The sequence below is a fragment of the Paenibacillus sp. FSL R5-0527 genome (assembly GCF_038008055.1).
GTDB classification, from domain to species: domain Bacteria; phylum Bacillota; class Bacilli; order Paenibacillales; family Paenibacillaceae; genus Fontibacillus; species Fontibacillus macerans.
In genome coordinates this window covers 208,583-229,453 of the sequence record NZ_JBBOYI010000001.1, presented here as the reverse complement: position 1 = coordinate 229,453, position 20,871 = coordinate 208,583, and the positions used below count along the sequence as shown (strand labels likewise).

Below are 20,871 nucleotides of genomic sequence, written 5' to 3'. Positions count from 1 at the left end.
GGTAGCTACTCCTTCAAGGAATCTAAATTGATTTCGTAACGAAGGATATAATTTTGATTAAAGTACTCAATTTTTTTCAGAAGGACACCAGTATCTTGGTCATACCATAGCTCGGTTTTCACTGGAACATTTGTTTCTAGCTTAATGGTATTTTTTTTGTTTTTTCCATTTACATTTATTAACTCTTGACCATAACTTTCTAGGTATCCTGACGATCCATCTAAATCAGTATAAAAATGGTATTTTTCGTTACTTTGTTTCTCAAGATAAGAAAATAGCACATAATAAATTGACCCTTCTTGAAGATTAGAGTCTGGAGGCAGAACTAGTTTTCTATCTACGTTGGTATTATCTACTTGTTGTTTAAATTCGGTTATTGTTGATTCGACAATTTTGGCGCCATTAATATTGAGTACTTTCTTGATATCTTCATACCTCAAATTATCATCCAGATACTCCCTTTCGGTATAGCTTTGTAAAATCAATTTTTTAGAAAATTCATATTCTCTAATGTTTTTAATGTTCAATCCAATCCCTGGTAATTTATCTCCATCTAAAAATTTAACTTCTTTTATAATTGTTTTTTTATTGGAATCTCTTAAAGAGATTTCTAGTTCCCCAACCTTACTATTTTTTTCAAAAATTTTATATGTCACATAATGAAAAGGAAACTCTTTTTCTTCAAGATGAATATTATTTCCTGTTGGCTTACAACTAGTTAACATAAAAGTTATAAAGATAGAAATAACTATAATGATTAATTTTTTTTTCATTTTCACACAGCCTATCATAATTGTGGTTGACATAAAGAAAAGAATTTCAGCGAGGGTATTAAAAAGAATTTGTAAGGCTGACGGGTATAGTTTGTTAGCCTTACAAACTTAATTGTCTATTTAGTATAATGAGTGTGCTGAAAATACCAGATAGGTGTTTCTTGAGGTTGATAAAGCTGTCCCCAAGCTATAGCTCCGCTAAGATAAACAACGTCTGGATTTTTGATTGCTGTCCCATTCCAGGAAGCTTCAAACTCTAACTGATCTGCGTAGCCCGTTATTGAACCATTTTTCCCTCCAAATTCACCTGCTAGTTTCCCTAGAGAAAAACCTTTATAGCTTGGGTTTATTTCCCATTTTATAGTGCTGCCACTTGTTGTTTTTGTTGTTCCTTTCGGTGACCAATCTATTACCTCATATGCAGGTTCTCCAATCCAATGAGACTCTGTAAACCCAACTAAACTATATCCTGATTTTGGTTTCGCATTCGATTGAAACTCAAAAGTAATAATGTCATCACCTTTAGTTACAGACTTATACATTTTGTAAACTGCATAGGATTCTGCTCCAGTAGTTGTTCCACCTCCAGTAATTGTTTGTATAAGTTTATATTCAGAGGAGGCATAAGTTTCAGAATTAGTGAAAAAATCTGGATGCTCCGATAATGGAATCAGGCCATATCCTTGTTGTTCAGCAAATTTCTTGTTTAATTCTGGATCAAGGGACATCTTAATAACAGAGGTTGATTGAGAAGATATCTCAGAAGTCGGTTCCATGTCCCCATTTTGACTCCCCTCTGCAAATACAGTTCCTCCGTTAGAAAGCAGTAAGGTACAGGATAATAGTAATGGAAAAGTGAGTTTTAAAGATTTTAAAATGCTCATTTTTAAACCTCCTTACTTCTTTGATATAAACCGGCCGGATAGTTTTAATATAGCATAATTGTATATTTTATTCAATAATTTACCATGGATAAATTATGAATTGGAGTTAATGTTCGGTTTGTATTCAGATCCGTTGGTGGTATGCGGCAAGTGAGTACAACCGGATCATCCGTCGTTGCACCGCCAACTGGCTCCAGCTTACCGGAAATCCGGCGGAATGCGCCGGGCCACTCCGGTCGACATCGCCGCGATCACGATCGCCTTGCGGACCAGGGGGACCACCTGTTCGTTGAAAATGCTAGGAATGATGTACTGCTCATTCCGCTCCTCGTCCGTCACGGACGAGGCGATCGCCTCCGCCGCGGCCAGCTTCATCGCCTCGTTGATCCGTCTGGCCCGGCAGTCGAGCGCGCCGCGGAACAAGCCGGGGAAGACGAGCACGTTGTTGATCTGGTTCGGATAATCGCTCCGCCCCGTGGCGACCACGGCCGCGTGCTTCAGCGCTTCCTCCGGCCTGATCTCCGGCTCCGGATTGGCCAGCGCGAACACGATCGGGCGCTCGTTCATCGCCAAGATATCGGCGCCGGTTAGCAGGCCTCCGGACGAGACGCCGATGAACACGTCGGCCCCGGGCAGGACGTCTTTCAGCGAGCCGGCGCGTGCCTCCACCTGCGGCTGCTCCGCCAGCCACTGCCACATCGGGTGCTCGTATTTGCCACCGAACATGATAGCCCCGGCTCTATCCACCGGAACAAGCCGGGTGACGCCTGCGGCGAGCAGCATTTTGCAGATGGACACGCCGGCCGCACCGACACCGCTTACGACGACCCGCACCTCGGACATCCGTTTGCCGACCACCTTCAGCGCGTTGATCAGGCCGGCGGTGACGACGACCGCGGTGCCGTGCTGATCGTCGTGAAACACCGGGATATCCAGCTCCTCCGCCAGCCGCCGCTCGATTTCAAAGCAGCGCGGGGAGCTGATATCTTCGAGGTTGATGCCGCCGAAAATCTGAGCGACCGCTTTGACGGTGCGGATGATTTCCTCCGTGTCGCTCGTATCGAGGCATAGCGGAAAAGCATCCACCCCGGCCAACTGCTTGAACAGCATCGCTTTGCCTTCCATGACCGGCGCGGCGGCGTACGGGCCGATGCCGCCAAGACCAAGCACGGCGGTGCCGTCCGTGATCACGGCAACGGTGTTGCGCTTGATCGTCAACGAAAACGCCTTGGCCGGGCTTTCGTGGATCGCCTTGCACACTTTGGCGACGCCGGGAGTGTACACCTGCGACAAATCGTCGCGGTTGCGGATCGGCAGCGTCGGCTTGATGGAGATTTTGCCGCCGAGATGCATCAGGAACGTACGGTCGGACACATTGATCAGCCGGACGCCGGGCAGCCTGCGCAGCGCGCCTACGATGGCGGCTTCATCACGGTCGCCTATGTCCACGGTGATGTCGCGGATCGACGAACCTTTGGCCGAAGAGATAACGTCGATCGACGTTATGTCTCCGCCGGCCTGGCTGACCGCGGCGGCGACATCGCCGAAGCTGGCGTGCTCGTGATCCAGCTCCAGCCGGATAATGATCAGCGTAGTTGCCATAGTTAGATCCACCCCCGCCATTTTACGGCCTCGGCCATTCTTTTCAGGCCAACGATATAAGCGGCCAGCCGCATATTGACGCCCCGCAGCCTGGAGGTCCGGTACACCGTCTCGAACGCGGCGATCAGGATGTCGGCCAGCTTCGTGTTGATTTCCTCCAGCGTCCAATAGTAGCCTTGATTATTTTGCACCCATTCAAAATAGGACACGACCACGCCGCCGGCGCTGGCCAGCACATCCGGCACGATCAGGACGCCGCGCTTCGTCAGGATTTCCGTCGCCGCGTACGTCGTCGGGCCGTTGGCCGCCTCCACCAGCAGCTTGGCTTTGATGTCGGGGGCGTTCTCCTCCGTGATCTGATTTTCGATCGCCGCCGGGATCAGGATATCGCACTCCTGTACCAGCAGCTCCCGGTTCGTGATTCGGCCCGGGAACAGGTGGGACACGGTTCCGAACGAGTCGCGCCGGTCCAGCAGTTCGAGGATATCGAGTCCGTCCGGGTTGTATAAAGCTCCGCGCGCGTCGGCGATTCCGACGATCACCGCCCCGGCGTCGTGCAGGAACTTGGCCAGGTAACCGCCGGCGTTGCCGAAGCCTTGGATAATGACGCGCGAGCCTTCGACGGTCATGCCGGCTTTTTTGACCGCTTCTTGCAGCACGATCGTCACGCCGAGCGCCGTCGACGACTCCCGGCCCAGCGAGCCGCCCAGCACGACCGGTTTGCCGGTGATGAAGCCGGGCGAGTCGAACTCGCGGATGCGGCTGTATTCGTCGAGCATCCAAGCCATGACCTGCGAATTGGTATATACATCGGGCGCCGGGATATCCTTGGTCGGGCCGACGATTTGGCTTACGGCGCGGACATATCCCCGGCTTAACGCCTCCAGCTCGCGCAGGGACATGATGCGGGGGTCGCAGACGACCCCGCCTTTTCCGCCGCCGTACGGCAGGTTCACGATGCCGCATTTGATGCTCATCCACAGCGACAGGGCCTTGACCTCCTCCTCCGTGACGTCGGGATGGAACCGCACGCCCCCTTTGGTCGGACCCACCGCATCGTTATGCTGCGCGCGGTATCCGGTGAACACTTTGACCGAGCCGTCGTCCATTTTGACGGGAATCCGCACCGTCAGCATCCGCAGCGGCTCCTTGAGCAGTTCGTACATCGCCGCGGGCTCGTTCATCGTCTGCAGGGCAGTCCGGATTAATTGCTGCGTACTGGTAAACACGTTCCCGCTTTCCGCGTTAATGAGCTTCCCTTTCATGACGTCTATCCCCTTTTCATGTCCATATTTAAAGAGGTTGTTCAAAAAGTCCGCTTTTGATCACGAAGAGAATTCAAGAAGTAACTCGGCATCGAATCTTGAATTCAGCCGGACCCTCCGGTGCTCACGTACCCCAAACGTACGCTCCGCTCCTCGGCCCCTGGCTTCATCCAATCTTCTCGGTGCTGAAAACCGACCTTTTTGAACACGCACTTGAACTATATCCACATCGGCAATAGTATCGGCAACCGTATCGCTATTCATATCGGGATTCTTCGCAGCGGCGTTATTTTTTTCGCGAGGTCAGCTTGGCTTGCGTGAACAGCAGCAAATAATCGTAGCCTCCCGCTTTCGAGTCGGTGCCGGACATATTGAACCCGCCGAACGGATGGCCCCCCACCAGGGCGCCGGTGCATTTCCGGTTCACGTAAAGATTGCCGCAATGCATCGTTTCCAGCGCTTCGGAGATCCGGTTTTCATCCCGTGAGAAAAAAGCTCCCGTCAAACCGAACTCGGTGTCGTTGAACAGCCGGATCGCTTCCCGCCAGTCCTTCGCTTTGCCGATCGCCAGCACCGGCCCAAAAATCTCCTCTTGCATAATCCGGGCCTTGCCGTCGACGCCGGCAAAAACCGTCGGCTCGATATAAAACCCTTGCGCGCCGGCCACTTCAGCTTGGCGCCCCCCGGCCAGCAGTTCGCCCTCCCGCTTGCCGATCTCGATGTAGTCCAGCACCTTCCGGCAGGAGCTCTCGTCGATCACCGGGCCGATGGGGGAATTGCGCTCGGGCAGCCCGATTGTCAGCCCCAGGGTAAGCTCCACCACTTTTTCCACGACCTCGTCATACACCGCCTCCACGATCAAAGCCCGGGACCCGGCGGAACATTTTTGCCCCTGGTAGCCGAACGCCGAGGTGACGATCGCCTGGGCGGCCGCGTCCAGGTCGGCGGTTTCGTCCACCACGATCCCGTCTTTGCCGCCCATTTCCGCCACGACCCGCTTGATCCAGAGCTGCCCCGGGGCGACGCCGGCCGCCAGCTTGTTGATGTGCAGGCCCACTTCCTTCGAGCCGGTGAAGCTGATAAACCGGGTTTGGGGGTGCGCTGTCAAGTAATCGCCCACCTCCGCGCCGCTGCCCGGAATAAAGTTGAGCACCCCGGCCGGCAGGCCTGCTTCTTCCATTAACGCGGCGAACTTGGCGGCGATCACCGGTGTGTTGGAAGCGGGCTTCAGCAGGACGGTGTTGCCGGCGACGATGGCCGCCGAGGTCATGCCGGCGCAGATTGCCAGCGGGAAGTTCCAGGGCGGGATAATGACGCCGACGCCAAGCGGAATATACGTCAGCCGGTTCTCTTCGCCGGCCACCGGGGTCAGCGGCATCGTCTCGTTGATTTCGCTCAGCCGGATCATTTCCCGCGCGTAAAAATTCAGGAAATCGATCGCTTCCGCCGTGTCGGCATCGGCTTCGGCGTAGTTTTTGCCGGCCTCGAGGACCATCAGGGCGGAGTACTCGTGCTTGCGCTCCTGCATGATGGCGGCGGCTTTCAGCAGAATTTCCGCGCGCGTTTGCGCCGCTGTTTTTTTCCATGACTCAAACGTCTCCAGCGCCGTCTGCATCGCTTTTTCGGCTAGCGCCCGGTCGGCTTTGCTCACCCATCCGATGGTTTCGCCGGTTTGCCCCGGGTTGAAGGAACGGATCTTGTCTTCCGTAAAAATAAGCTCGCCGCCGATGCGCAGCGGATATTCGCGCCCCAGCTCGGACTTGACCTTGGCGATCGCCTCCTGCATGGCCCGCTTGCCGGGCTCCTGGCTGAAATCGGTAAAAGGTTCGTTGCGGAATACAGCGGGTTTTGCCGTTTTGTTCATGAGGGAAGTCTCCTTTTCAGAGGGATTATTTAAAAAGGTTCTTCAACACAAACCAGACATTGGCCGGACGCTCGGCGAGACGCCGCATGAAGTAGCCGAACCAATCCCGTCCGAAAGGAACGTAGATGCGCACTTTGTAGCCTTCGCGGGCGAGCTGCAGCTGGAGTTCCTCCCGAATCCCGTACAGCATTTGGAACTCGAATTGGTTAAGCGGAATATTCAGTTGTTTTACGAGTTGTTTGGTGAAGCCGATGATTTGCGGGTCATGTGTTGCTATAGCGGTATGGTTGCCGTTCTTGAGGTGAGTGGAAATGAGGCGTTTGAAATTTTCGTCGACGTCCGGCTTGTTCGGATAAGCCACTTCGGGCGGCTCTTTGTAAGCCCCTTTAACGAGGCGCAGGTTGGGCTTCAGTTCTTTGAGGTCTTCGAGATCCTGCACGGAGCGGTACAAATAAGCCTGGATGACGATACCGACATGGCCGAATTCCCGGCGGAGGCGTCTGTAGATGGCGATCGTTTTTTCGCACTGCGCGTAATCCTCCATGTCGATGCGGACGAACAAACCGTGGATGCGGGCGCGCTCCAGGATGTCCGTCATGTTGCGCATGCACAGCTCCTCGCCGATGCCGAGGCCAAGCGAAGTCAACTTCAGCGACAGATTGGCCCGCACTCCGGAGGCTGCGATCGCGTCGAGCGTCCTCAGGCACATCTCGGCGGACCGGCGGGCTTCCGCTTCGTTCGAAACGAATTCGCCCAGGTGATCGAGCGTCGCTTCCCGCCCGGAGCCGTTTAATCGGCGTACGGTTTCGATGGCCTGCTCAAGCGTTTCCCCGGCGACGAACCGGCTAGCCCCGAAACGGAGACCGTATCGGCGGGCCAGTTTGCTCACGGACCGGTTTTGGGCCAAGGCCAAAAACAGCGTTCTCATTAACGCATCCATGGCATCCATCCTTTTCCATATATCGTTGTACACAGAATATACAATATTTTAAATAAATGAACAATATGTGTCTGAAAAATAGACGGAATTTTATTGTGAAAATTTTAATTGTGTTCAAAAATGAACAATTTGAGCCTCCGGTTCCTGCGTCTTCTCCCCCTTACGCGTCAAGCTAATCTCGTTAAACGAGTATTGAAACGCCGCTTTTTTCATGTTAGATTTACAAATAAATTGCAACGACGTGCGAGGTAATCGAAATGTTCAATGTTGAACGGGAGCGGCTGATTCGCCGGGATTTCGTAGAACTGAAGCCGGAAGAAAAAGTTTCTGCACTACTGGCGGAGCTTCGGCAGGGCAAGATGGTCGTTACGGCGGCGGGGGACGGGGGAGTGTGCCTGTTTGCGCCCCGCGACGCCAGCTTGCTTGAGGAGGTGACGGGCCGCATCGGCGAGTATTTGGCTGCGCATGGCGCGGCTTTTGCGGCGGTTGTTGTCCAAGAGGTGGAGTTGAGCGTGAGCGGCCCGCTGCATGAGCTGATCGTCAAGCTGCCTGAAGCTGGCGGCCGGACGGCCATCGTTGTCGCGGACGAGAAGGGGCGGCCGATCGGATACTGCTCGTTTGGCGAGATGCTGCGGGCGGTGGGGGAGACCGGGCGGCAGACAGAGGCTTATTTCCGGACGCTGCTGGAAACGGTTAGCGACGCCGTGACGGTCGTGGACCGGAACGGGACGGTGGTCGGCTGGAATGCGGTGGCCGAAGAAGTGTATGGGATTGCCAAGGAGGACATTGTCGGGCGAACGATCGGGGAGCATTTCGCCCCGGAGGCGCTGGTCGTGCTGAAGATTCTGGACGAAGGCCGTCGGCTGCAGGGGGCGTATCACCGTCCGCGGCAGGACACTCACGTCCTGATCAATGCTTCGCCGATCGTAGCGGATGGCGGCGAAATCATCGGCGGGGTGGCGACCGAGCAGGACATCACGCATCTCGTCAAGCTGAACGACGAGCTGGGGGCCGCGCAATCGCGCCTGCTGACCCACAAAATGAGCGACCGGGATCCGTTTGCGCTGCTGCATGCCCGCGGCGAAAGCATGGGCAAGGTGGTGAAAATCGCCAAAAAAATCGCCGAAACCGATTCGCCCGTGCTGTTCATCGGCGAAACCGGCGCGGGCAAGGAACAGTTGGCGAAGGTGATCCACCGGGCCAGCCGCCGGAGCGAGGGGCCGTTTCTGTCGGTCAATTGCGGCGCCATTCCCGTCGGGCTGGCCGAGGCGGAGCTGTTCGGCTATCAGGGTGGCGCTTTTTCCGGCAGGCCGTCCGGTCAGGCCGGCAAGCTGGAGGCGGCCGACGGAGGTTCGCTGTTTTTGAACGAAATCGACCGCCTCTCACCGGATGTCCAGGATAAGCTGTGCCGGTTCATGAAAAGCCGTATGGTTGCACGGATCGGCGGCGGTGAGGAGACGCCCGTATCCACGCGGATTTTCGCGGCCACGGTGCAGGATCTGGAGCGGCTGGTGCAGGAAGGGAAATTCCGGGCGGACTTGTACTACGCCTTGAACGTTGTTTCGCTAAAGGTGCCGCCGCTCAGGGAACGCAAGGAGGATCTGTCCACTTTGATCCAGACGTATTTGCGCACCTTTTCGCTGCAATATCAAAAGCCGGTGCCGGTGGTGGCCCCGGAAGTGATGCTTGCCTTTTTGAATTACGACTGGCCGGGCAACCAGACCGAGCTGCGGGCGGTGATGGAGCGCTGCGTCATTTTGAGCGAAAACGACCGGATTACGCTTGAGCATCTGCCCGAGGCGCTACAGCAGCGGCAGGCTCAGTTGGAGCTTGACGGCGAGGGGGGTGGCGGGGAGGGTCTCTCCGCTTCCGGCCAGGTCATGGGGGTTCGCTCCGCCTCCGGCCGGGTTATGGGGGCTCATTCCACTTCCGGTCAGGCCGGAGGGCAAGGAATGGAGAAGTCGGGAGGATCAGGCTTTGAACCTCCGTCTAGAATGCTGAAGCCCCGGATTACGCCCGAGGAAGAAATCGAGCTGATGAAGGAGGCGCTGGAGCGCGCTGCCGGGAACAAAAGCAATGCCGCCAAGCTGCTTGGCATCTCCCGCGGAACCTTGTACAAAAAAATCAGGGACTACAATTTGGTTTAGTCTATAACTGCTGGTTAAGTCTGAAACAGTTGGTTTGTTAGAAGCAGCTGGTTTGTTAGAAATAGTTGGTTTGAAACTAGTTTTCGCTTCAGTAGTACATGGACCCAGCCGCTTGTTGGACCAATTGGCTTTTGAACTAATTAGCTTGTTGAATTAACTACTCGTGGAGATAGTTGCTTTTGGAAGTAATTGTTTGTGGAAGTAGCTGTTGGTGGAAGTAACCTCAAATATTAAGTAACTTCAAGTATAAGTAACTTCAAGTGTAAGTAACCGTATGTGAAAGCAACCGCATGAGGGCCAAATGCAAAAGTGCATCTCGTTTTCCGCGAATGCCCCCTTCAAGGATGATTCGCCTGCAAAAGTGCAGTTGTTTGGGGCCGTTCCAGAAATTTTCGATGTTTTTGGCGGAATTGAAATGCACTTTTGCATTTCGTTGGCCCATTTCGGGAGGTTTTGACAAAATCCGCATGCACTTTTGCATTTCGTGGAATTCTGCACCTCGCAGGATGTTACTACTTCGCAAGATGATGCTAATTTGCAGGATGATGGCTACTTTTCAGGATATTGCAATTTCGCAGTATGTTACTACCTCGCAGTATGTTACTACCTCGCAGGACGTTACTACTTCACAGGACATTTAACATTTCACTAGAATTCATATTTTGCTGGATATCACTCCCCTTATCAACTTCCGTCTTAACTCTTTCACCCCACTAACTACTGTTACCTCATTATTTACTGTTACCTTACCAGCTACTATTACCTCACGCTACCTCATTGCCGCCTTTCTGCAACCTCATTCCTATCTCACTCCTGCCGCATTCCTACTTCACTCTTACCTCACTGCTATCTTACTTCGACGCCAAACTTCGACACAAACCAACATCAGTAATCGCCATGGGTCGAACTCTTGCTTGGGCTCCTGCATAGCATATAGCACAATATGCTTGGAAAAGGAGCGTGACACCATGATGAGAATAGAGCTGTCGGCGATTCATTACGTGTATCTAGCCTTCATTGTGTTGATTTTGGCGCTGATGATCAAGCGGCGGGACACGACGATGATTTGCGTGGCTGGCATATTTACGCTCGGGCTGCTTGCGGCGGGAACGCTCAGCGGTTCGATTTCGGGCATCTTCAATTCGTTTATCTACGCCACTAAAGAACTGATGAGTACGATCATGATCATTTCGATCATCGTGGCGATGAGCCGGGTGCTGATGCGAACCGGTATTAACGAAACGATGGTGGCGCCGCTGACGCGTTTTTTGCGCACGCCTTCGATGGCATATTGGGGCATCGGCCTCATTATGATGGTGACTTCCTTTTTCTTCTGGCCGTCACCGGCGATCGCCTTGATCGGGGCCGTCCTGCTTCCGGTGGCACTTCGTGTCGGGCTGCCGGCACTTGGCGCGGCCGTCGCGATGAATTTGTTCGGACATGGCATCGCCCTGTCCGGCGACTATATTATCCAAGGCGCGCCGAAATTGACGGCGGATGCCGCCGGGCTCCCGGTCGGCAGCGTCATGGCGGCGAGCGTGCCGCTGGTGATCGTGATGGGCCTGGTGAGCACCGTCACGGCTTTTTGGATGATGCGCCGGGACATGCGCAGCGGAGTCTGGAGAGACGGGCTGGCAGCGGCGAAAAACGGTGCGGGCGGTGTGCTGGGGGATGAACATGCACCCGGCAAAGAGGAACCGGCCGCGCTTCACCCCAAAGCCCGCCAATGGCTCGCCATCCTGATTCCGCTGCTGTTCGCCGCCGACGTGGTGGCAATGCTCCTGCTCCACCTTCAAGGCGGCGATGCGACGGCGCTTGTGGGCGGGACGGCGGTGCTGATTTTGATCGTGGTGACACTGCTGGCTCACCAAAGCCGCGGCCTGGAGAAGGTCACGTCCTATCTGATCGACGGCCTGGTCTTCGGCTTTAAGGTGTTCGGTCCGGTCATTCCGATCGCCGCCTTTTTTTATCTAGGCGATGCCGCGTTTACGGAGCTGTTTGGCCAGGTGCTGCCCCAAACTTCGCACGGCATCGTCAACGACCTTGGCGCGGCCCTGGCCGGCGTCGTGCCGCTTAACGGCATCGTCGGCGCGATTACGCTGGCCGTCATCGGGGCGATCACCGGCCTGGACGGCTCTGGCTTCTCAGGCATTTCGCTGGCCGGCTCAATCGCGGGACTGTTCGGCACCGCCATCGGTTCGGGGACGGCGACGTTGACCGCGCTCGGCCAGGTGGCCGCCATTTGGGTCGGCGGCGGCACGCTGATACCGTGGGCGCTGATCCCGGCCGCAGCGATCTGCGGCGTCAGCCCGTTTGAGCTCGCCCGGCGCAATCTGAAGCCAGTGCTGATCGGGCTCGCCGTAACGACGGTTGTGGCGATATTTTTGGTGTAACTAATGGGCGTTTCTCCTGGTTCGCGTGGCGTGCTGCCCCACGACTGGTCGGACCGTACCGGTTGTGTCGGTTGGGAAAGACGGGAGGACGCCGGGGATGTCTATATCGATGTTAATTAAATCAAAATAAGGTCTATTCTGGTATCGGGGAGGCGTTTTTCTTATTTGTTGGTTCCTTCCGCATCAGCTTTAATATAGGAATGAAATATTTTCCTTACTACGATCTTGACTTTATGGAGTGCAAAATATTAATACGAATTTGTGGAGTGCAGAAAGTGAGGTGATAAGACTGAGTCCACGAACAGGACGGCCAAAAGTAGACAACCCTAAAAGTGTCAGCATAAAAGTTCGCTTTGATGAGGAAATGAACGAAGCACTGATTGCTTATTGTGCTGAACACAACATTTCTCGAACTGAAGCGATAAGACAAGGGTTGAAACTGCTTTTGTCCAGAGGAAAATGAAAAGGAAGCGGCGCATCTCGCAAAAGAACAACGCCACTTAAGAGGAATTTAAGGAACTGGAAGAACTGATAGAAATGCGATCTCAGGCGAATGATATGAACACAACCGCAACATTTATACATGGCTTCAAGCTGGGAGCGACGGTTCTGATTGAAGTTATGGCCGAAAGAGATGAACTTGTCCGTCGTTAAAATTAAGGATAAAATTGAACTAAAAAAGATGACCCGGAGCATAATTGGTGCTCCGGTTTTTTAATTTGATACACGGCCAGTACATGTAAGCAGGCGCAAGACAAGAAAAACCACCGGGATTAGATTGGCGCCATCTGGTGGTTTTTCTGTCCATTTGATTGAAAATCTCGCCGTGGTTGCCCATCGGTCCTTGTCTACCGCAATCCAGCATCGCGGTATTTTTCGTTTTGCGTATTTTCTAAGCACGTTATACCACAAGCAGGGGTTACAAAAAGCTTGATCAACCGCCTCTATGATTTCTGCCTCTGTCGGTTGGTTTGCCAAATATCTCGCATGCAACTTTTCCCCGTGAGCGAGTGTTTAATATAACGAGTCTAATTATAGGTTTGCCGCTTGCGGCGGCGGTTACACTTCACTGGGGAACGGTTCGAAGCTGCCGGCCTATACGCCGGTTAAGGTACATATCGATCAGGTGAAGCAGGTTTCCAGCGGCTATCGGCATACGCTCTTTCTGCATAACGACGGCACGGTATCGGCGGTAGGGGGCAATGAGCACGGCCAGCTTGGCACCGGCGCAAAATCGCAGGAGGTTGCCGTGGAGCCGGTGCAAGCCGCCGCTTTAAAAGATATCGTTTCCGTTTCCGCCGGAGACGGCTTTAGCCTTGCCCTTGATAAGGACGGCGCGGTATGGGCATGGGGGAACAACGAGCAAGGCCAACTTGGAAACGGTTTGCGGACCAGCGCCTTAAAGCCGATTAAGGTTGAGGAAATTCCACAGGCGGTGGCTGTGAGGCCGGGACTTACGTTGCCCTAGCGATTGATAGCGATGGCCAAATATGGGTATGGGGGCTGAAGCGGAATGCCGAGACAGAGGAGATTCGCAAACCGGCCAAACTCCAGGGAAGCGGGAAGTTTAAAGCTGCGGCGGTTGATTTGAAGACGGTGTCGCTTTGGATACCGATGGCGGCGTATGGACCTGGAAGAATTATTTCTGGATCGATGAAGCGGACAACACGTTAGCTCCTTCGCGAATTCCCGGATTGGCGGACGTTGTGTCGGTTACGAGAGATGCAGCGGTAAAAGCGGACGGAACAGTATGGACATGGACAAGGGACGGCGACGGGAAAATTAAAGCAACGCAAGTGAAAGGGATTTCCGGTGCGTCTCCATTACGGGAGACGTTCGGAATCATTATGTGCTTCTGACGGACGGCCATGTGATAGCTTGGGGATCCAACGAGTGGGGCCAGACGGGGCTGGGGCTCAGGGACACCGAAATCACTACCCCTCAGCTGGTGAAAAAATCGATCACGGTCATCCTGAACAGCACTGAAACGGAGCTGGCCATGCCCTCTTTGCTCATTAACGGCCGGGCCGATGTGCCGCTGCGCGGCGTTTTCGAACAGGCGTGCGTTACCCCGAAATGGGATGTTTCGACCAGATCGGTCATTGCGGAGAAGGGCGAAACGAAGATCGTTCTGAAATCGGTGTGGAATCTAAAATTTTTAATCATCCATTATCCATGATTTTTCCTGATCTTTCATGAAACTGGGGAAGATCCTTTACGTATCAATAGATAGTGTTGTTTTAAATAGAAAGGGTGAGTCGATTGGACCAAGGCATGAGCGTGAAATTATACGAGAAACTGCCGGACGGGGAGCTGCGGGAACTGGAAGAGCGCACCTGGAGCGTCAACATGGTCGCAGCGCTTGAGCATGTGAATTATCTTGTTGTCGGCAACCGCGAATATGAGGCGGTGGAAGGCCGTCTGAACGTCGACGAGGGGAAATTGGAGCTTCTGCTCATTCCGATTGCGCACGATTAAAGGATGCTTTCGTAAGGAGGGTTCGGATTTGGCGAAAGAAGAGGAAGCAGTAACGAAAAAGCAAATGCAACCGACGGAGATCATATCGCCATCGTCGCCACCGGAAGAGCCGGCCGGCTCTAGATTTTTCACACCGGACGGCAAACCGCTGCGCATATTGTCCACATCGCTGGGGATCGCTCTGCTGGCTAACGCCTTTTTGATTCCCGCTCCCGGGGTTTCGGCCACCAGCAGCGATTCGTCGGGGGACGGACCGAAGCTGGTCGAATGGTCGACGGATGAAGTGAAGCAGTATTTTGACAAAAACGTAGACTGGAGCATTCCGCTTCCGGCCGACGAAGAGCAGCAGGGTGGCGCTGAAGCCGGCGGCGGTGCGGGGACGGGCGGAACTTCCGGCTCCTCCGGCGGCACGACCGTCATTAACCATTACGGCTCGGGGTTCGGCTGGGATGATATGCTGCTGTATCATCTGCTGTTCAACAACGGTTCGTTTTATTCGTCCAGCCGCTGGTATGACAACCATCGCGGTTATTACGCGGGCACCAATACGCCGTATGCTCCGCGCACGTATTCCAGCGGAACGTTCCAAAACAAGCAGGTGGCCGGCTCCGTCGTGCGTCCGAAAACCTCGACCTCATCCACCGGGTCGATCGTCAGACGCTCCACCTCGTCGCCGGCCGGAGGGATTGGCGGCAAATCGAGCGGACTCGGCTCGTCTTCCGGCACGTCCTCCGGTTCCTCGTCGAGCAAAAGCTCGATTTCCGGCTCGAAGTCCGGCGGCGGCAAAGGGTTTTTTGGCGGATGAGCGGCGGGATACCCAACGGGGCGACTGGCGGAATGAATGGCGGAACGAACGAAGGAATGAACGAAGGAATGAACGAAGGAATGAACGAAGGAATGAATGACGGAACGTACGATGGAACGAACGGCGGCGTGTTCGAAGTGATCGGCCAGCCCCATCCGGACCGGAGCGAACGGGTGGAGCAGCTGCATGAGCTCGGATTTACATGGGCGGATATCGAAGAGGAGCAGTACTGGATCGATCAGATCGTCCTGATGCCCAAGGCTGTTTACGAAGAACTGGAGCAAGCGGCGGGCGCCATCTGGCGCATTTTGGACAAAACCGTCCGTTACGTGCATCGCCGCCGCGATTTGTATGAGCTGATCGGAATTCCGCCGATCCTGTGGAACATGCTCGATGATCTGCCGCTGCCGGAGCCGGGGCTCATCAGCCGTTACGCGCGGTTTGATTTCGCCGTGGCGAACGACGGCACCATCAAGCTGCTGGAGCTGAACGCCGATACGCCCACGGGATACGTGGAAGCCTCGATCGCCACGCCGTGGGTGCTGGAGCAGGCCGGGTACGCTTCGCCCAACATACGGATGAAAGAGCTGGTTAAGGAAGCTTGGGCGCTCGAACGCCCGGACACCGCAGCTTGTGTATGGTACGGCCGCCATCTTGAGGACTCGGGGACGATCGAAGCGTTGGGCAGACACAGCGGGCTGGAGCTTTTTTACGAGGATTGCCTGGAGCTTTGGGTGGATGAAGGCGTTCTGAAAAACAAAGACGGCCGCGTGATTGAACGGATGTTCGCCCTGTATCCCAAAGAGTGGATGGCGGTGGACGATGGGGGCGAAGCGTTGAGCTACGCGATCGAAACCGGACGGTTGACCCTGTTTAATTCGCCGCACAGCATTTTGCTGCAGTCCAAAGGCCTGCTCGCCGCGGCTTGGGGGCTGTATGAGCTGGGCCTGCTGTTCGACGCGGAGGAGCGCGAGGCAATCGCCCGCTATGTCCTGCCGACTTACAATAAACCGGTCTTTTCGGGCAGCTTCGTGTCCAAATCGATGTTTGGGCGCGAGGGCGGTTCCGTGCGCATGTTTGACGCGGAAGGGCGGCTCGAGCTGGAGGATCGGGAAGGCTTCGACAGCAGCGTGCTGTTCCCCTCGGTGTATCAAAAAAGAGCGGAGCTGGCGCGCATCGAAACGGCGGAAGGCGAACTCCATTTGCTGACCGGCCTGTTCGTCCTGAACGGAACGCCCTGCGGTTTGCTTGGCCGGGCCGGCGGGCCGATTACCGGCAACGCCAGTCATTTTATTGCGTTGGGAGTGAAATAAAATGCAGCTGCAAAATAAAGCCTGGGTCCGGCGTTTCCTGGTGGCGGCCATCGCCGTTTTGGCCGTGCTGGCGCTAAGCGCCTGCGGCGGGCAAAATAGCGTGTTATCCACGGATACCGGAGGGGCGGAAACGAGTTTAACGACGTCGCGCGTGCCGTGGGATTACCGGCTCGTCGAAGGAACGGTGGGCGATTTGGTCGGGAGCGATATGACGATATTACCCGATAACGATCTGCTGCCGAACGACAATAACTATGCGACGGGCGACAAGGTTTGGGTGCTCCAGTTTATGGATGCCGAGCTGACGACCGACGAGAACCAGAAAAACGAGGTGCGTTTGTCCTCCTGGACGACGCTGAAGTCTTACCCCGATCAGGTCACGGCCGAAAAAGACCTGGCCGAACTCAAGGTGTCCGTGACGACGGACGTTAACTTGGTCGGCGTGTACAAAACGGAATACAAGGGACAGACCCGGAATTTTGCCGTGTTGGAGCTGCCGACCGGCAACCGCATTAAGCAGCCGATCGACGACGCGCGGTATACGGCTTTGAAGCAGGCCAAGACCGCATCGGTCGTGCTGGAGGAAGTGCATGATTTTGCCGATTATGATTTGGCGTACGCGAAATTTCGGGGGTGGGCGAATTGACGGTAGTTATTAATCTTGTCGTGAGCGTGATCGTCATGATTTTACTCCAGTTGTTGGGGATGATCATTTTTAATTGGATGACGCCCTATCGCGACATGGAAGAGCTGAAAAAAGGAAATGTGGCCGTGGCTTTGGCGCTCGGCGGGAAATTCATGGGTACGGCGATTATTCTCGGGATAGCGGCCTATACGAACACCTCGATTTGGCACATGATGTTATGGTTTGCTGTGGGATACGTGTGCCTGATCGCTTCGTATTGGATTTTTGAATTGGTGACGCCCGGGTTCAAAGTCTCCGATCAGCTCAAGAAGGGCAACGTCGCCGTCGGAACGCTGCTTTGCCTGGTGTTCATCGGTATGGCTTTTGCCGTGAGCAGCCTGATTATTTAATAGGAGTTGGCTTCATTTCAGACAAAACGCCGTCAGGCGTTTTTTGTTTTTTTAGAAAAATATGTATTGCCGACCTCAAGACAAGTGTGCTACTATTGCGTTGTGACTGAAAACGTTACCGATAAGGATGCCGGAACGGTTTTCGGAATCGTTACCGAGAGCGCATTCATAATTGTTCGGAAGCGTATTCAATCCGCTGAAATTTATACAATTCTCTCAAGGGGGAACGAACATGAAGGTCGGAAAACTGTGGAGTCTTGTGCTGGCTTTGACTTTGTTCGCCGGATTGGCGGCAGGCTGCGGGGGCGGAAGCGGCCAAGCGGGCAACGGCGGAGACGGAAATTCGGGGAAAGCGGAAGAAATCTATTTCCTCAACTTTAAGCCGGAGATCGCCGCGATTTACGAGAAAATCGCCAAAGATTACGAGGCGGAAACCGGCGTGAAGGTGAAAGTGGTGACGGCCGCCGCCGGCACTTACGAAACGACACTGAAATCGGAGATCGCCAAGTCGGAAGCGCCGACGATTTTCCAAATCAACGGCCCCGTCGGCTATCAAAACTGGAAGGACTACACCCTGGATTTGAAGGATACGAAGCTGTACAGCTATCTGTCCGACCAAAGTCTGGCCGTCACGAACGATGGGGGCGTTTACGGGATTCCTTATGTCGTGGAAGGCTACGGCATTATTTACAACAATGCCATTATGCAGAAGTACTTTGCATTGCCGGACAAAGCCGTTTCGATATCGTCAATGGAGGAAGTGAACAGCTTCGATACGTTGAAAGCGGTTGTAGAAGATATGACGGCGAAGGCGGACAAGCTCGGCATCAAAGGCGTATTTTCCTCGACCTCCCTCGCTTCCGGCGAGCAGTGGAGATGGCAGACTCACCTGGCCAACTACCCATTCTTCTATGAGTTTAAAGAGGATACGGCTTTCGACAACCCGATTTTGGCGGGGATGTCCAAAACGGAAGTGGAATTCAAATACAATTCAAACTTCAAGAACCTGTTCGATCTGTACATCAACAACTCGGTGACGAAACCGACGATGCTTGGAAGCAAATCGGTCACCGATTCCATGGCCGAGTTCGCTTTGGGCCAATCCGCCATGGTGCAAAACGGCAACTGGGCCTGGGCGCAGATCAACGAAGTTGACGGCAACGTCGTGAAGGCGGAAGACATCAAGTTCCTGCCGATCTACACCGGGATGTCCGGGGAAGAAAGCCAGGGTCTGGCCGTCGGTACGGAAAACTATTTGGCGGTAAACAGCAAAGTGTCGCCCGAGAAGCAGCAGGCTTCGATCGCGTTCTTGGAATGGCTGTTCTCCAGCGATAAAGGCAAGGCGTACGTTACGAATGAGCTGGGGTTCATCGCGCCGTTCAATACGTTCAAGGACAACGAAAAACCGGCGGATCCGCTGGCGAAGGAAGTGTCCGACTGGATGAACAAAGACGGCATTACCTCAGTGCCGTGGGCGTTTGCGGCCTTCCCGAGCGAAGCGTTCAAAAACGTATTCGGCGATGCGCTGCTGCAATACGCGCAGGGCAACAAAACGTGGGATGACGTCGTCACGACCGTGAAGGACTCCTGGAAAGCCGAAAGAGCTAAATAGTAATAAGCATTGCAAGGCGGCGGCGCTTCCGGCTGGGTGCGCTGCCGCTTTAATCCGGGTAAGGAGAGAGGCCCATGCAAAAATCGATACAAAAATATTTCGCCCTTTTTGCATTACCGACCATACTGGCTTTTACCGTTATGTTTATCATTCCGTTTCTGCTTGGCATTTATTTGTCGTTCACGGAGTTTACGACCGTGACCGACGCCAAATGGGTCGGCCTTAGCAATTATGTCAAAGCTTTTTCCAATCAGGATTTTCTGAATGCGCTTTGGTTTACAGTCCGGTTTACTCTCGTGGCTGTCATTAGCGTGAACGTGTTCGCATTTCTCCTGGCGCTGCTGCTCACCCGAGGGAAGAAGGGCACCAATCTGTTCCGCACCGTTTTTTTTATGCCGAACCTGATCGGCGGCATCGTCTTGGGCTACATCTGGCAGCTCATTTTGAACGGGATTTTGTACAAGTTTGAAGTTACCTTGACCTCCAGCGCAACGTACGGGTTCTGGGGGCTTGTGATTCTGATGAATTGGCAATTAATCGGGTACATGATGATCATTTATATCGCCGGCATTCAAAACGTGTCCAAAGAAGTGATTGAAGCGGCCAAAATCGACGGATGTACCCGTTTCGGCATATTGAAAAGCGTCACTATCCCGCTGGTGATGCCATCCATCACCATCTGCTTGTTCCTGACGCTGTCGAATTCGTTTAAGCTGTTTGACCAGAACCTTGCTTTGACCGCAGGGGCACCTTCCAAGCAAACCTCGATGCTGGCGCTCGATATTTACAACACTTTCTATGGCAGCGTCGGCTGGGAAGGGGTCGGCCAGGCGAAAGCGGTCGTATTTTTCGTGCTTGTCGCATTGATCGCCCTGGTGCAATTGCTGGCTACGAGAAGCAAGGAGGTTGAAAACTGATGGCAAAAACAAAAGGAAGAGACGTGCTGCAATTTACCGTGCTGCTCGTTCTCGCCGTGCTGTTTCTATCTCCGATTCTGATCGTGCTGATGAACTCCTTTAAGGGCAAGTTTTTTATTAGCGATATTCCGTTTCAGTTTCCGAACGGCCAAACGTTCGTCAACCTGAAGAACTATACGGAGGGTGTGGCCAAAACAGGATTTTTCAACGCGTTTGGCATGTCGTTGTTCATCACCGTGTGCTCGGTGGCCGTGATCGTGCTGCTGACGGCGATGACCGCCTGGTATATCACCCGGGTGAAAACGAGATTTACGAAATTGATGTATTATATTTTTGTGTTTTCGATGATCGTTCCTTTTCAAATGGTGATGTTCACCATGACCAAAACGGCCAATATCCTGCATTTGGATAACCCCGCCGGAATTATCGTTATCTACCTCGGCTTCGGCGCCGGCTTGTCGGTGTTCCTGTTCAGCGGCTTCGTCAAATCGATCCCATTGGAAATCGAAGAGGCCGACCTGATCGACGGCTGCAATCCGGTGCAATCCTTTTTCCATATCGTTCTGCCGATTTTGAAGCCAATCGCGATCACCGTCTCGATTCTCAACGTGATGTGGATCTGGAACGACTATCTGCTGCCGATGCTGGTCATCGGGACCGAATACCGGACGATTCCGATCGCGATCCAATATTTGAAGGGCGGTTACGGCTCGATCGATATGGGGGCGATGATGGCGATGCTGGTGCTGGCGATTTTGCCGATCGTCGTATTTTACCTGCTTTGTCAAAAATACATTATCGAAGGCGTCGTTGCCGGCGCCGTGAAGGGGTAAACCGCACGGG

19 protein-coding genes and 1 pseudogene are annotated in these 20,871 nt (G+C 53.9%); 14 read left to right on the top strand and 6 right to left on the bottom strand.

What is annotated here, in order from left to right; translation table 11 throughout:
* Positions 1–5: 5 nt before the first annotated feature.
* The 6 genes from NYE69_RS00970 to NYE69_RS00945 all read right to left on the bottom strand — a co-directional run bounded on the left by NYE69_RS00970 (position 6) and on the right by NYE69_RS00945 (position 7,328).
* Complete coding sequence (locus NYE69_RS00970) at positions 6–773, bottom strand: hypothetical protein (protein ID WP_036618910.1); 768 nt, start codon at positions 771–773, stop codon at positions 6–8.
* Between the two features lie 116 nt (positions 774–889).
* Complete coding sequence (locus NYE69_RS00965; protein WP_036618913.1) at positions 890–1,657, bottom strand: hypothetical protein; 768 nt, start codon at positions 1,655–1,657, stop codon at positions 890–892.
* A gap of 198 nt (positions 1,658–1,855) precedes the next feature.
* On the bottom strand, positions 1,856–3,259 hold the full coding sequence (locus NYE69_RS00960; protein ID WP_340922893.1) for an NAD-dependent malic enzyme: 1,404 nt from the start codon (positions 3,257–3,259) through the stop codon (positions 1,856–1,858).
* 2 nt (positions 3,260–3,261) lie between these two features.
* A complete protein-coding gene (locus tag NYE69_RS00955) occupies positions 3,262–4,524 on the bottom strand; it encodes a Glu/Leu/Phe/Val family dehydrogenase (protein ID WP_340922890.1) in 1,263 nt (420 codons plus the stop codon).
* A 286-nt stretch (positions 4,525–4,810) separates the two neighbouring features.
* On the bottom strand, positions 4,811–6,388 hold the full coding sequence (pruA, locus tag NYE69_RS00950) for an L-glutamate gamma-semialdehyde dehydrogenase (protein ID WP_328273418.1): 1,578 nt from the start codon (positions 6,386–6,388) through the stop codon (positions 4,811–4,813).
* A gap of 25 nt (positions 6,389–6,413) precedes the next feature.
* The gene (locus NYE69_RS00945) at positions 6,414–7,328 is read right to left on the bottom strand and encodes a proline dehydrogenase family protein (protein WP_155619293.1); all 915 of its coding nucleotides are present in this window, start codon (positions 7,326–7,328) and stop codon (positions 6,414–6,416) included.
* A gap of 257 nt (positions 7,329–7,585) precedes the next feature.
* On the opposite strand from NYE69_RS00945, the gene NYE69_RS00940 reads away from it, so the two are divergent.
* The 14 genes and pseudogenes from NYE69_RS00940 (at position 7,586) to NYE69_RS00880 (ending at position 20,861) form a co-directional block, all read left to right on the top strand.
* Positions 7,586–9,475 (top strand): sigma-54 interaction domain-containing protein, encoded by a 1,890-nt coding sequence (locus NYE69_RS00940; protein ID WP_340922874.1) that lies wholly within the window; start codon positions 7,586–7,588, stop codon positions 9,473–9,475.
* 971 nt (positions 9,476–10,446) lie between these two features.
* Entirely contained in the window at positions 10,447–11,868 is a 1,422-nt protein-coding gene (locus NYE69_RS00935; RefSeq protein WP_340930232.1) for a hypothetical protein, read from the top strand.
* A gap of 516 nt (positions 11,869–12,384) precedes the next feature.
* Positions 12,385–12,522 (top strand): annotated as a pseudogene (locus NYE69_RS33565) (DUF6809 family protein); the annotation flags it as partial.
* A 472-nt stretch (positions 12,523–12,994) separates the two neighbouring features.
* Positions 12,995–13,336, top strand: a complete 342-nt coding sequence (locus NYE69_RS00930) for an RCC1 domain-containing protein (RefSeq protein WP_278739678.1) — start codon at positions 12,995–12,997, stop codon at positions 13,334–13,336.
* Between the two features lie 136 nt (positions 13,337–13,472).
* Positions 13,473–13,727, top strand: coding sequence for a hypothetical protein (locus NYE69_RS00925; protein ID WP_278739680.1), 255 nt, complete (start codon positions 13,473–13,475; stop codon positions 13,725–13,727).
* 11 nt (positions 13,728–13,738) lie between these two features.
* A complete protein-coding gene (locus NYE69_RS00920) occupies positions 13,739–14,047 on the top strand; it encodes a stalk domain-containing protein (RefSeq protein ID WP_278739681.1) in 309 nt (102 codons plus the stop codon).
* Between the two features lie 83 nt (positions 14,048–14,130).
* Positions 14,131–14,346, top strand: coding sequence for a hypothetical protein (locus NYE69_RS00915; RefSeq protein ID WP_278739682.1), 216 nt, complete (start codon positions 14,131–14,133; stop codon positions 14,344–14,346).
* 28 nt (positions 14,347–14,374) lie between these two features.
* Entirely contained in the window at positions 14,375–15,151 is a 777-nt protein-coding gene (locus NYE69_RS00910; RefSeq protein ID WP_423804262.1) for a hypothetical protein, read from the top strand.
* A 92-nt stretch (positions 15,152–15,243) separates the two neighbouring features.
* Positions 15,244–16,464, top strand: coding sequence for a glutathionylspermidine synthase family protein (locus NYE69_RS00905; protein WP_340930230.1), 1,221 nt, complete (start codon positions 15,244–15,246; stop codon positions 16,462–16,464).
* Between the two features lies 1 nt (position 16,465).
* Complete coding sequence (locus NYE69_RS00900; RefSeq protein WP_340922865.1) at positions 16,466–17,110, top strand: signal peptide protein; 645 nt, start codon at positions 16,466–16,468, stop codon at positions 17,108–17,110.
* On the top strand, positions 17,107–17,499 hold the full coding sequence (locus NYE69_RS00895) for a DUF350 domain-containing protein (protein ID WP_128630497.1): 393 nt from the start codon (positions 17,107–17,109) through the stop codon (positions 17,497–17,499). The genes NYE69_RS00900 and NYE69_RS00895 overlap by 4 nt, the downstream gene beginning before the upstream one ends.
* A 232-nt stretch (positions 17,500–17,731) precedes the next feature.
* The gene (locus NYE69_RS00890; protein ID WP_340922858.1) at positions 17,732–19,111 is read left to right on the top strand and encodes an ABC transporter substrate-binding protein; all 1,380 of its coding nucleotides are present in this window, start codon (positions 17,732–17,734) and stop codon (positions 19,109–19,111) included.
* A gap of 74 nt (positions 19,112–19,185) precedes the next feature.
* Positions 19,186–20,028, top strand: a complete 843-nt coding sequence (locus NYE69_RS00885; protein WP_251596502.1) for a carbohydrate ABC transporter permease — start codon at positions 19,186–19,188, stop codon at positions 20,026–20,028.
* Positions 20,028–20,861 (top strand): carbohydrate ABC transporter permease, encoded by an 834-nt coding sequence (locus tag NYE69_RS00880; RefSeq protein ID WP_251596504.1) that lies wholly within the window; start codon positions 20,028–20,030, stop codon positions 20,859–20,861. The genes NYE69_RS00885 and NYE69_RS00880 overlap by 1 nt, the downstream gene beginning before the upstream one ends.
* Positions 20,862–20,871 lie beyond the last annotated feature (10 nt).

Coding starts and splice junctions, on each gene's coding strand:
- NYE69_RS00970 (WP_036618910.1), bottom strand. CDS start 773: ATGAAAAAAAAATTAATCATTATAGTTATTTCTATCTTTATAACTTTT.
- NYE69_RS00965 (WP_036618913.1), bottom strand. CDS start 1,657: ATGAGCATTTTAAAATCTTTAAAACTCACTTTTCCATTACTATTATCC.
- NYE69_RS00960 (WP_340922893.1), bottom strand. CDS start 3,259: ATGGCAACTACGCTGATCATTATCCGGCTGGAGCTGGATCACGAGCAC.
- NYE69_RS00955 (WP_340922890.1), bottom strand. CDS start 4,524: ATGAAAGGGAAGCTCATTAACGCGGAAAGCGGGAACGTGTTTACCAGT.
- pruA (WP_328273418.1), bottom strand. CDS start 6,388: ATGAACAAAACGGCAAAACCCGCTGTATTCCGCAACGAACCTTTTACC.
- NYE69_RS00945 (WP_155619293.1), bottom strand. CDS start 7,328: ATGGATGCGTTAATGAGAACGCTGTTTTTGGCCTTGGCCCAAAACCGG.
- NYE69_RS00940 (WP_340922874.1), top strand. CDS start 7,586: ATGTTCAATGTTGAACGGGAGCGGCTGATTCGCCGGGATTTCGTAGAA.
- NYE69_RS00935 (WP_340930232.1), top strand. CDS start 10,447: ATGAGAATAGAGCTGTCGGCGATTCATTACGTGTATCTAGCCTTCATT.
- NYE69_RS00905 (WP_340930230.1), top strand. CDS start 15,244: ATGAATGACGGAACGTACGATGGAACGAACGGCGGCGTGTTCGAAGTG.
- NYE69_RS00900 (WP_340922865.1), top strand. CDS start 16,466: ATGCAGCTGCAAAATAAAGCCTGGGTCCGGCGTTTCCTGGTGGCGGCC.
- NYE69_RS00890 (WP_340922858.1), top strand. CDS start 17,732: ATGAAGGTCGGAAAACTGTGGAGTCTTGTGCTGGCTTTGACTTTGTTC.
- NYE69_RS00885 (WP_251596502.1), top strand. CDS start 19,186: ATGCAAAAATCGATACAAAAATATTTCGCCCTTTTTGCATTACCGACC.
- NYE69_RS00880 (WP_251596504.1), top strand. CDS start 20,028: ATGGCAAAAACAAAAGGAAGAGACGTGCTGCAATTTACCGTGCTGCTC.